The 11,877-nt window shown below is 69.3% G+C and carries 7 protein-coding genes; 3 read left to right on the top strand and 4 right to left on the bottom strand.

Features of this window, described 5'->3' with window-relative positions; all coding sequences use genetic code 11:
• Together HNV26_RS19780 and HNV26_RS19775 are read right to left on the bottom strand one after the other, a co-directional pair.
• The coding region (locus HNV26_RS19780; protein ID WP_253816815.1) for an MFS transporter at positions 1-1,176 on the bottom strand (1,176 nt) is incomplete at its 3' end.
• Between the two features lie 72 nt (positions 1,177-1,248).
• Complete coding sequence (locus HNV26_RS19775; protein ID WP_171441149.1) at positions 1,249-1,797, bottom strand: TetR/AcrR family transcriptional regulator; 549 nt, start codon at positions 1,795-1,797, stop codon at positions 1,249-1,251.
• A gap of 496 nt (positions 1,798-2,293) precedes the next feature.
• Here HNV26_RS19775 and HNV26_RS19770 point away from each other — a divergent pair, with 496 nt between their 5' ends.
• The 3 genes from HNV26_RS19770 to HNV26_RS19760 all read left to right on the top strand — a co-directional run bounded on the left by HNV26_RS19770 (position 2,294) and on the right by HNV26_RS19760 (position 8,256).
• Positions 2,294-4,225: a bifunctional metallophosphatase/5'-nucleotidase gene (locus HNV26_RS19770; protein WP_253816814.1), complete on the top strand. Its 1,932-nt coding sequence runs from the start codon at positions 2,294-2,296 to the stop codon at positions 4,223-4,225.
• A 531-nt stretch (positions 4,226-4,756) separates the two neighbouring features.
• Entirely contained in the window at positions 4,757-5,734 is a 978-nt protein-coding gene (locus tag HNV26_RS19765) for an NADP-dependent oxidoreductase (RefSeq protein ID WP_171441150.1), read from the top strand.
• Between the two features lie 53 nt (positions 5,735-5,787).
• Positions 5,788-8,256: a helicase-related protein gene (locus tag HNV26_RS19760; RefSeq protein WP_171441151.1), complete on the top strand. Its 2,469-nt coding sequence runs from the start codon at positions 5,788-5,790 to the stop codon at positions 8,254-8,256.
• 459 nt (positions 8,257-8,715) lie between these two features.
• On the opposite strand, the gene HNV26_RS19755 is transcribed toward HNV26_RS19760, so the two are convergent.
• Both HNV26_RS19755 and HNV26_RS19750 read right to left on the bottom strand, forming a co-directional pair.
• A complete protein-coding gene (locus HNV26_RS19755; RefSeq protein WP_171441152.1) occupies positions 8,716-9,444 on the bottom strand; it encodes a class I SAM-dependent methyltransferase in 729 nt (242 codons plus the stop codon).
• An 81-nt stretch (positions 9,445-9,525) separates the two neighbouring features.
• Complete coding sequence (locus tag HNV26_RS19750; protein WP_171441153.1) at positions 9,526-11,700, bottom strand: methyl-accepting chemotaxis protein; 2,175 nt, start codon at positions 11,698-11,700, stop codon at positions 9,526-9,528.
• Positions 11,701-11,877: the final 177 nt, after the last annotated feature.

The following is an 11,877-nucleotide window of genomic DNA, read 5'->3' as shown; positions in this document are numbered from 1 at the left end:
GCCTTGGCCACCCGGCGCGGTGGCGGGGGCGCGGACGGTGGCCAGGACGCCGGAGAGCAGCACGACGAGGGTCCCCGCGAGCGGAACCCCGAGCAAACCCACGCGCAATCCCACGTTATCGGCGACGAGCCCGACGAGCGGGGGCGACGCGAGAAACCCCAGGCGCATCAGCCAACTGACGACGGTGAGCCCCGTTCCCGCGCTCAGGCCGGGCAGTTCATCAGCGGCGTGCATGGTGGCGGGAACCAGCGTGGCGACGCCGAATCCCGCGAGCGCGAAGCCCGCGATGGTTGCGGGTATGGAGGGAAACAACAACGCAGCGCTCATTCCCAGCGCCGTGGTGGCGCCGCCCGCCCGAGCGACCGCGCGCTGGCCGAACCGGTCCACCATTCCATCGCCCAGCATCCGGCCCACGAACTGCGCGCCCACGAGGGCGACGAACCCGAACGAAGCGACGGCGGCCGTGGCGCCGAGCGTTCCGGAAAGGTAGACGGCCGCCCACGTCATGCCCGCGTCCTCGACGAGGATGCCGCTGACGGCAATCAAGGTCAGCGCGGCAAACATCAGCCAGATGCGCGCGCGCCCCGTCGGTTGACGCCGCGCGGGAGCGCTGCCCTGGTGCGCCGCGGCTGCCTCTGGCTCGACGGTGACGACGGGCTCGGGGCCGGGAATCGAGTAGCGCAGCGCCATCAGGGACACCCCGGCGAAGAGCAGGGCGGAGAATCCCAGATGCACGCCCCGGTGCACGTTCAGTCCCGCGGCGAGCCCGCCCATGAGTCCACCGACCACCGCGCCGATGCTCCAGACCGCGTGGAAGGAGTTGAGGATGGACCGGCCGTAGAGCCGCTGCACCCGCAGCCCGTGGGAGTTCTGCGCCACGTCGGTGATGGCGTCCATGCCGCCCGCGAAGAAGAGCGAAGCGGCGAGCACCCACCATGACGATGCGAGGCCCGCGACCAGCACGCCCAGGCTCGTCAGCAGCGTGCCGGCGACGGCGACCCGTGGTGAGCGGAAGCGGCGGATGAGCGCTCCGGCGGCGAGCCCTGCCACCATCGCGCCACTGGGGAACGCGGCGACCGCCAGCCCGTACTGAGCGTTGCTGAGGCCCAGGTCGGCTTTGATCTGCGGATAGCGCGGCAGGAGGTTGGCGAGGATTGCGCCGTTGGTGAGGAACAATGCCGCGACGGCCGCGCGGGCTGCCCGGTACTCGCGGGGGACCTGGCGAGGAGAGGTGGAGGGCATGGCAGGTCAGGGGGCGAGCGAGAGAATGCGGCGCACGGCGTCCCGGGTCAGGTCGCGGCTGCGTGGGGCGGGGTCGAGGCTGACGTGGATGAACAGCCCCTCAATCAAGGCGTCGAGCTCGTGCGCCATCCTGGCGTCTATGAGCCTTTCCAGCACGGCGCGGCTGCGGCGCATCCAGTCGTGGGTGATTTGCCGGAAGGCGCGTTGGCGCGCCGCGAGTGTGTAGAGCTCGAGCGTGAGCACGAGCTCGTCCTGCCCCGCCGCGAGGTCGTCGTGGACGATGTGGACGATGGCGGAGACCAGCGAGTCAAGGTCGGTGGCCGCGGCGATCCGCTCGGCGAACCGCTCGCTGATGCGCTGGGCGAAGCGGCTGAACGCCTCGTGCAGCAGTTCGTCCATGCTCGTGAAGTGGTAGGTCATCGAGCCCAGGGGCACGCCCGCGCGCTCGGCGACCCGGCGGTGCGACGTGCCCACCACGCCCCCTTCGGCGATGACCGCGAGCGCGGCGTCGATGATGCGGTCCCTTCGCTCGGGGTCATGTCTGCGCGTGGCCACGTGGGTCTCCGGGGATGCGGCGGGAGGCATGAGGCCTCGAGGTGCCGTTGGCGATATGTACGAGCGTACATATCTCGATATTCCGCCGGACCGAGCTGCTTCCCTGGGGGGGCGCCGCGCTAGCGCGGCGAGGGCCGCGTCGCGGTCTTCCGGCGGGGCGCCTTGGCGGCGCGGCTCTCCGTCAACGCCGCTGGTGCGGGGACGCAGCTGGGCCAGTCCCTCTTGATGTTGCTGCCGGCGCTCGTCGGGATGCAGGTAGGGGCAGTGGCTGCGCCAGAAGCTCTCACCCGCGCTGTTCCGGGCGTGTTTCCTGGTCAGCTTGATGCTCCTCGGGATGCACATGGTTGCCGGCGAAGTGCTGGCAGGGTGAAGGTGGTGGGTCCTGGGCCGCGGCCAATCGCCATGAAAGTGTCACCGCGCGGGTAGGAAGGCGTAACGGGGCTGTCATTCACGCCCGACACCATGTCGCCTTCCGAAAGGCACCTGGGAGCGGTTCATGCAATTGAAGACGGAGAAGGCAGTGCGCAAGGGGGCGCGTTTGTCGAGCCGGACGCGCTGGTTGACGGTGACGTGGATGGCGGCCAGCGTGCTGTCCGCGTGTGGTGATGACGATGACGTCGACCCTGGCGCGCAGCCCGCGCCGCTGGACCTGACCATCCTCCACATCAACGACCACCACTCGCACCTGGCGGGTTCCAGCCTGGAGCTGAACGTGACGAACGCCGCGGGTGACACCGTGGCCGCGGAGGTTGAATCCTCGGGTTTCGCGCGTGTCACGTCCGCGATGAAGGAGTTGGCGACCGGAAAGGAGAACGTGCTCAAGCTCCACGCGGGTGACGCCCTCACCGGCACGCTGTACTTCAACCGCGCGGGCCAGATTGGCGAGGCCGACGCCGCGATGATGAACACGGTGTGCTTCGACGCCTTCACCCTGGGCAACCACGAGTTCGACAAGGGCGATGCCGAGCTGAAGAACTTCATCGACCGCTTGCATGCCGGCCAGTGCCAGACGCCCGTCATCAGCGCCAACGTCCAGTTCGGCGCGGGCTCTGCCCTGCACCCCTCCAGGGCCGCAGGCTACGTGGAGCCGTTCACCGTCGTCGAACGGGGCGGCCAGAAGATTGGCCTCGTCGGCCTGACGATTGCCGGCAAGACGAAGGAGTCCTCCATGCCGGATGCGGACACCACGTTCGAGGCCGAGGTGCCCGCCGCCCAGCGCGCCATCGACGCGCTGCGGGCCCAGGGCATCAACAAGATCATCGTGATGAGCCACATCGGGTACCAGCTCGACCGGACCATCATCCCTCAGTTGAGTGGCGTGGACGCGGTCATCGGCGGTGACTCGCACACGCTGCTGGGGCCCGCGGCCATGGAGACCTTCAACGTCGGAACGCCCGCGGGACCCTACGCGGAGTCGCTGCGCAACCGCGACGGCGAAACCGTGTGCCTGGGGCAGGCCTGGCAGTACTCGCAGGTCGTCGGAGAGATGACCCTCCGCTTCGACGCCGAGGGCGTGGTCACCTCCTGCGGCGGCACGCCCCACGTGCTCATCGGCAATCAGTTCTCCATGGATGGGACGCCCGTCTCCGACTCCGACAACGCCGCGATGCTGGCCAGCGTGGCCGCCAGCGGCTTCCTCCGGGTGACGCAGCCGGATGCGGCCGCCGCGCAGGTGCTGGCGCCGTTCCAGGGCCGGGTTGACGCGTACAGCCGGACGGTGGTGGCCACGGCGAACGACGAGCTTTGCAATCGCCGCGTGCCGGGAAACACGGAGCCGGGCCGCTCCAGCGTGAGCTGCAATGCCCTGGGCGAGGTCCACAGCCGGGGAGGCGACATCCAGCAACTGGTGGCCCAGGCCTACCTGGAGGTGGCGAACGCGGATTACGGCGGCGCGGACATCACGTTGCAGAGCGCGGGCGGCGTGCGCCGGCCGCTGCAGGGACCGGTGACGGCGGCGGACGTCATCGAGGTGCTGCCCTTCGGCAACATGCTGTTCCGGCTGGACGTCACTGGCGCCGAGGTGAAGTCGATGATTGAGGACGGGCTGCACGCCACGTTCCGGGAGGGCGGCACCACGGGGCCCTATCCGTACACCGGCGGCCTGCGCTTCGACGTCAACGCCGCCCAGGCTCGCGGCCAGCGCGCCAGCAACCTGGAGGTGCTGGACCAGACGACGGGCCAGTGGAACGCGCTCCAGCCGACCGCCATCTATCGCCTGTTCGTGCTGAGCTTCAATGCCACGGGGGGGGATGGCTACGTGACGCTGGCCAACGTGCCGGCCGAGCGACGCTCCGACATCGGCGTGCTCGATGCCGACGTCCTCCAGACGTACATCGACCGTCAGCCCGAGCGCGAGCCCGGCACGAACCTGCCTGTCCTGCGCAAGGTGGATGCTTCGCTCTACAGCACGAAGTCGTTCGTCGAATAGCGCGTCGAAGGGACACGCTCGCCTGTCGTCGGCAGGTGGGACAGTAGTGCCGTGGCGGACATCGCATCCGCCACGGGACGTGCCCTCGAATTGTCAATTCGAGCGTCCGCTGCCGGTCCTGCGACCACTCCGTCATCGAGCCGTCGTACGCCGCGACATCGTCGCGGCCGAGCCGCGCGAGTTGAAGCGCCGCCACCGTGGCGGCGATGCTTCCGCCGCGATGCATGAGGGGCTTCTTCGCCGCGTCGGTCGCTCCGCCCCGCTCTCCGTCCTCTGCCCGGAGTTCCCTTCAATCAGGCACCCACCGGTGAACGGCTGCGAAGGGGGCTCTTGCCGGTCGTTTCGTGCCCGCACGGTTGCTTACGGGCCTGTGACGTGGCCTTGCGAGGTGGAAGGGCTGCCACGGTGGCGGGCATGCGGGCGGCCCCTGGCTCGCGGCGCCGTGGGTGTCCTCTGCATTCCGAGGGAGGCGTGCCCACGCTCCGGATGAACCCTGTCGGGGCGTGAGCTCCCCGCCCGCGAGGACTTCCCATGAAGACATCCATTCCGTCGCAGATGAAGGCCGCCGCCATCGACCACTTCGGTGGGCCGGAGGTGCTGGGCGTGAAGACGGTGGCCGTTCCGGCCGTGGGCGCGGGAGAGGTGCTCATCCAGGTGGAGACCGCGGGCGTCGGCAGCTGGGACGCGGCGGAGCGCGAGGGGGAAATGGAGCTGCTGAAGCCTGGAAAGTCATCCTTTCCCTATGTGCTGGGAACGGACGGGGCCGGCACCGTCGTGGCGGTGGGCGAGGGCGTCACGTCCCGCAAGGTGGGCGACCGGGTGTACGGCTCCGGCTTCCTCAATGACAAGGGCGGCTTCTTCGCCGAGTACGCGGCGGTGAAGGCCGATGACACGGCGCTCGTTCCGAAAGGCTTGAGCGCGGAACAGGCGGGCGTCCTGGGCGCGGATGGCATCACGGCGCTTCAAGGCGTGCAGGACGCGTTGAACGTTCGTCAGGGCATGACGCTCCTGGTGTACGGCGCGAGCGGCGGCGTGGGCCATCTGGCGGTGCAGCTCGCCAGGCGGCTGGGAGCGCGGGTCCTGGCGGTGGCTTCGGGCCCGGACGGCGTGGCGTTGGTGAAGCGCCTGGGGGCGGAGAAGGCGGTGGACGGGCGGGGTGGAGATGACGTGGCGAAGGCGATTCGGGACTTCGCGCCGGACGGGCTCGACGCGGCGCTGGTGCTCGCGGGCGGCGAGGGCAGGGCCTCGGCGCTGCAAGCCGTGAAGAAGGGAGGCCACATCGCCTACCCGAATGGCGTCGAGCCGGAGCCACGGGCGCCTGAGGGTGTGAAGCTCACGGCCTACAATGGCGAGTCGAATGCTGAGGTCCTCGCGCGTCTCAACCGGCTCATTGAAGCAGGGCCCTTCCATGTCGAGGTCTTCCAGGTGTACCGGCTGGACGACGCGGGCCGCGCGCTCGAAGCCGCGAGCAAGCACCATCTGGGCAAGCTGGCCTTGCGAATCCACTGAGCCACCGCCGCTGGAGCCGGGCGGAGGGGCCCGCCTGAGGTTAGAATCCGCGGATGAACTCCAGCCCATCCAGCCGGTCGTCCGTCGTCGTGGCGGAGCTGGGGCCCACGAACACGGGGAAGACCCACCGGGCCATCGAGCGCATGCTCGAGCACGGTTCGGGCATCATGGGGTTGCCGCTCCGCCTGCTCGCCCGCGAAGTCTATGACCGGGTGACCGCCCGGGTGGGGGAGGGCCGCGTGGCGCTGATGACGGGGGAGGAGAAGCGCGTGCCCCCGCGCCCCGACTACTGGATTTGCACCGTCGAGGCGATGCCGACCGACAAGTCCGTCGACTTCCTCGCGGTGGATGAAATCCAGCTCGCTGCTCACCGCGAACGCGGGCACGTCTTCACGGATCGGCTGCTGCATGCGCGGGGACGCAAGGAGACCTGGTTCCTGGGCGCGGACACGATGCGGCCCATGGTCCAGACGCTCATCCCCCATGCCTCGGTGAGGCGCGCCACCCGTCTCTCTCAGCTTCGTTATTCCGGGCATCGCTCCTTGAAGAGCCTCCCGCCGAGGTCGGCGGTGGTCGCGTTCTCCGCGGACCGCGTCTACGAGTTGGCCGAGTCGCTGCGGCGCCTCCGGGGCGGCGTGGCCGTGGTGCTGGGCGCGCTGTCTCCCCGGACGCGAAACGCCCAGGTGGCGATGTACCAATCCGGAGAGGTGCAGTACCTGGTGGCCACGGATGCCATTGGCATGGGGCTGAACCTGGACCTCAACCACGTGGCCTTCGCCGCGCTGTCCAAGTTCGACGGCGCCGACCAGCGCGAGCTCTACCCGGACGAACTGGCGCAGATCGCCGGCCGCGCCGGCCGCCACTTGAACGACGGGAGTTTCGGCACGCTGAACACGTTGCCGGAGCTGCCGCCGCGGGTGGTCTCCGCCATCGAGACGCACCGCTTCCCGGCGGTCCGGAATCTCATCTGGCGCAATGCCGCGCTGGACTTCTCGAGTCCAGAGGCCCTGCTGGATTCACTGGCGCGCGCGCCGGGCCACAGTGCCTTCATCCGGGTGGAGCGCGCGGATGACTTCGATGCGCTCAAGGACCTCTCGCGTGTTCCATCCATCCAGGACCTGGCCACCGGGCCGGCCATGGTGGAGCTGCTGTGGCAGGTCTGCCAGATACCCGACTTTCGCAAGGGGCTCTTCGGCCAGCATGTCGCGTTGTTGCGTGAGACGTTCCTGCAACTCACCGCGGGGGACGGGAAGCTGGACGCCGTCTGGCTGAACAAGCAGGTGGCTCCGCTCGACGACGTGTCCGGAGACATCCACACGCTGATGGACCGGCTGGCGGCCATCCGCATCTGGACGTCCATCAGTCATCGGCCGGGGTGGCTGCACGAGGCGGAGCACTGGCAGGAGCGGACGCGCGGCATCGAGGATGCGCTGGGGGACGCGCTTCATGAGCGGCTCGTCGAGCGCTTCGTGCAGCGCGCCGCGAGGCGCAGCACGCGCCGCTTCGTGAAGGCCGCCGCGCGTCCTCCGTCCGGTTCGGCCAGTCCCTTCGCCAAGCTGGGGCAGATGCTGGAGGAGATGCCGGGCGCCGAGGGCTTCGCGATGACGGAGGAGCAGTTCGTCCAGCGAGTGGTGGACGCGAGCCATGACGCCTTCCAGGTGGATGCGACTGGCGCCATCTCCTTTGAAGGCGAGCCCCTGGCACGCCTCGTTCGCGGGACGGACCGCCGCTTTCCTTTGCTGGCACTGGCGGAGCCGGAGGTCTGGACGGGCGGCGCGCGGCAGCGGCTGGAGCGGCGTCTGCTCGCGCTGGCGCGGGACCTCGTCACCGATGCCATGGGTGGCTTTCCCGCCGAGTCCTTCTCCGGCGCGGGGCGCAACGCGGCGGCGCGTGGGCTCGCGTATCGTCTGTCCGAAGGACTGGGCGTGATTACGCAGGGCGAGGCCCATGAGCAGTGGCGGCTGTTGGATGAGGAGGCTCGCGCGCGCTTGACGGAGCAAGGCGTCTGCGAGGGACACCGCTTCTTCTACGTCGCCGAGGCCCTCAGCCCGCATGCGCTGGAGCGCCGCTGCATGCTGACGTCGCTGTTCCTCCAGCGGACATGTCCCACAGGGGTGCCACGAGAACCCGTGCTTCAGCTCTCCGAGTTGGATCGCCGGGACGCACGTGCCTATGGGTACGAGGTGCTCGGGAGCGTGGCTCTGCGCATCGACATCGTCGAGCGGCTGTGCGAGGCCCTTCGCCACCCGCACGGGGGCCGGCAGGTGCAGGCGCTCATGCAGGACCTCCGCCTGGAGGGGGCTATCCGGGCTCGGGTGCTGCGCGAGCTGGGTGGCGCAACTGGAAATCCTCCGGCGAGGCGGCGCCGTCGCCGGCGAGGCGGCGCCGCGCAAGTGTCCGGCACGAGCGGCGCTCACCCAGGTTCGTCTCGGAGCGGGGCCTCGGAGCGGGCGGGACGTCGGCCTCGGGAGGGGGCGGTCCGGAATGCCACGGCGTTTCGAGACGGACCCTCGGAATCATGAGGGCGCCCGGCAATCCCGGGGCGGAGCTCCGGGATGCGCCGCTTCATGCGCGGGGAGGGCCAGGAAGGGGCTCGGGCGTCGGGCCTGCCCGCTGCGTCCGCTGCACGCGACAGCGGCTTGCCGCCGGGGCCACTGGGGCAGGGCCCGCCGACGCAGTCCGCGAAGAGTTAGAGCACGCGTCGAGCGGGTGCGCCTTGCCGTCAGGGGAGATGGCGCTTGCTCGCAGCCGCGGTCGTTGCTGGCGCCCGGGGACCATTCAACGCGGGCTTCGGCCCATGCGCGCCCGCCCGCTCGGGTGATGATGCGGAAGACGGTGCGAGAGGATGCTCGCCATGGGGGGGCGCAAGCGGTGAGCGTCGAGGTAGACGTGGCGTGAAAGGGTTCAACTGCTGCGCTTCAACTCCAGCACTGCCGGGGTGAGGTTCGGAGAGGGGCCGAGGCGGACGCCGCCACGTTTGTCTAACGCCGCGCGGATACGAGCAACATCATGGGGCGCTCCCGCTCCTCGGCCAGCTCCGGCTGGGCGGAGAGCTGCGCCTCGGTCGGACCCCATTCGTTGACCTGACGCAGACTGAAGCCGGTGTGAATCAGGGTGTTCAACAAGTTGCCCAGCGTGCGATGGTACTTGATGACGCCCTTGGCGAGCCAGTCCGTGGTGCGGGGCCCCTCGGCCTGGTAGCCATTGAGGGGCCATGTCTTCTGGCCTTGTTCATCCACTCGCCAGCCCGGGTGGGTGGGAGCCATGTAGATGGGATGCTCGGTGGAGAAGACCAGCGCGCCACCCGGAACCAGGGTGGCGTGCACCTTCGCGAGCAGGCGCGGCAGGTCTTCGATGTAGTGAAAGGCCAGGGAGCTGTAGACGAGGTCGAAGCGGGCTCGAGGAAGTTCCACCGTCTCCAGGTCTGCCTGGCTGTAGACGATGTCACAGGTGGACGTCAGCTGCCGGGCCCGTTCCAGCATACGCGCCGAGACGTCGAGCCCGTGAACCTGCACTGCCCCTTGTTCCCGAGCCCACCGGCAGAACCAGCCGTAGCCGCAGCCGAGGTCCATCACCCGGAGGCCCCGCAGCTCGGGCAGCATCGCCCGCAGCGCGGGCCATTCCGGTGCACCCGCGAGCCCCACCAGCGAGCGCCGCAGCTGGCTGTAGCCTTCGAAGAAGCCGGGGTCGTCGTAGATGTTCTGCGCCATGCTGGCTTCTGAGCACCCTTTGCGCGGGCCTGCAACGGATGCGCTCCCATCCGTTACTGCGCGGACGTTACGGGATGAGGCTCAGTCATCGAGCGTTCCCGCCTGGAGCGCGAGGCGGGCCGTGCCCGCCATGTTCTCCGCCAGCGCTTGCACCGAACCCGACACCTTCTGAGTCTCCTCGGCGGTACGCAGCGTATGCCGCATCTGGGCGGACAGCTCTTGAATGGCCTGGGCAATCTGGGAGGTGCCCGCGTCCTGCTGCGCCACCGCCGCGGAAATCTGCCGCACACTGGTGCCGGTGTCGTCGATGATGCCCGTGAGCCGCTGGAGCTGGGTGCCGGAGTCGCGCACCGCGTCCAGGCTCGCCTTCACGCGGTGCTCTCCCTGTTCACTCCTCTTCGCGGCCTCACGCATGCTCAGACTCACGCCGTCGAGCACCTCGCGGATGCGATGGGTCGCCAGGATGGACTGGTCGGCGAGGCTGCGGACCTCTCGCGACACGACGCCAAAGCCCCGGCCGTGCTCCCCGCTGCGCGCGGCCTCGATGGCCGCGTTGATGGCCAGCATGTTGGACTGGTCCGCAAGTCCCTTCACGGTGTCCACGATGCTGGAGATTTCGCGGGTGCGTGCGTCCAGCGCGAGGATGCGGCTCGACATCTCGGAGACCTCCTGGCGGATGGCTTCCAGGTTGGTCTGCGTGCGGGTGATGGCCGCGCCGCCATCGCGCCCCGCCTCCTCGGCGGTTGCGATGGCGCCCGCGAGCCGCCGCGCCTTGTCCGCCGTCACCAGGGAGCCCTGCCGGATTTCCTGGACCGTCTGCTCCGCCTCGCGGAGTGCCGCGGCCTGCCGGCTGACACCCGCCGTCTGTACCTCACTGGACGTGCGAAGTTGTTGCGCCACCGCGGCCAGCTCGCCAGCGCCGCTCCCCATGTCCTGGGCGAGCCGCTTCACCTCATGGCGACGCTCCTCGAGTTGGTGGGTGTGCGACGCGAGCGCGCGCACCACCAGCACCGAGCGGCGCACGACGATGCCCACCAATGAGAGCGTGAGCGCCAGGAAGCCCCAGTGCATGAGCGAGTCCGTGGCCTCCGTCAGCCCGAACACCGGCAGCGTGGTGTGGATGACGACACCGAAGAACACGCCCAGGCCCACGGAGAAGATTCGCGCGTCGGGGTTGCCCCGCCACGCCGCGATGCCCGCGACGATGACGCACCCGAGCAGGCAAGGCACCGAGTAGAGGACGAAGAGGCCGAGGTTCCGCTGAGCCATGCCCAGGTCGGCCATCACGATGATGACCTGAAGGGAGGCCGGCACGCACGCGGCCCAGGCACTCCAGCGGAACCAGCGCAGCCGGTTCTCCAGGACGCTGTCGGAGATGAACCAGGCGAGCGCGGGCAGGATGCAGTGCGAGCCCACCAACGTGAGCTGGCTCCCCAGCAGATAGCCGCCCCAGAGCGCGGGAATCAGGCCGCTCGTGCCCAGAAGCAGGGCCGCCGAGCCGCTCGTGAAGATGACGAGCGGCAAGAGCATCTGTGTCTGACGCCGTACCAGGGCCCCCAAGGTGGCGGCACCTGCGATGGTGAGCAACAGCATGCCCATGACGAAGGGCGCCAGCCCCGTGCGCGTCACCGTCGCGAGCAGCTGATGGTGTGTCCCCACCCGAGCCGCGCCCCCCACGCCGATGATTGGACCGCTGCTCTGGATTCGCAGCAGCAGGCGCGTGCCTTCCACCGTGGGGTGCAGGGGGACGAGCCGCCATGCGAGGTTGTCCGTCTCCTCCTGGCCGGAGGGATTCAGCCGCCCGCTCGCATGGATGCGGTGGCCGTTGGCGTAGACCTCGAAGGCATGGGCCACCGTGCCCAGGTAGAGCGCGGGCTCCAGCCACTGCCCCTGGGGGATGGGAATGCTCAGCCAGAGGAAGGTGTGCGCTCCCCGGCCAGGTGGCTCGCGGAGGGCCGCCACGGGCTGCCACGCCTGTTCATCCCCTGACTCCAGTGCCCAGGCTGGTACATCGGCGGGGCCCGGCGGTGAGTCTCCCCAGCGGTATCGCCAGCCCTGATTCAAGTCGACGCTGGGCTGGCCTGTGTCCGCCCACGCGGAAGTGGAAAGTACCAGGAGGAACGGCAGCACCCAGCACCACGACGTGCGTCGTGAAGACATGCATGCGCCGGCAGGTGAGACAGGTGAAACACCGGGGACTGCGTGAGCCGCCGGCGCGTGATTCGGAATGCGGATGTGACGCATGGATGCATCCATCCTCGGGTGCGGGAGACGCCCCTGTAAAATGGGTCTGCTTCACCCCGCCCGGCCGCTCGACCTCTGCCCGTATGTGTTTCATCGGCAAGCGGTGAAACTTGGGATCGGTATTGCTCGGTTTCTATGTTTCACGGGCTTCGTCGGCAGGACGAGGTTCCAGTGGGGATGCCGGACGGC

This window comes from Myxococcus xanthus (genome assembly GCF_013116825.1).
GTDB lineage: Bacteria > Myxococcota > Myxococcia > Myxococcales > Myxococcaceae > Myxococcus > Myxococcus xanthus_B.
Note: the sequence above shows the minus strand (reverse complement) of the source record. Positions and strands in the feature narration are given on the sequence as shown.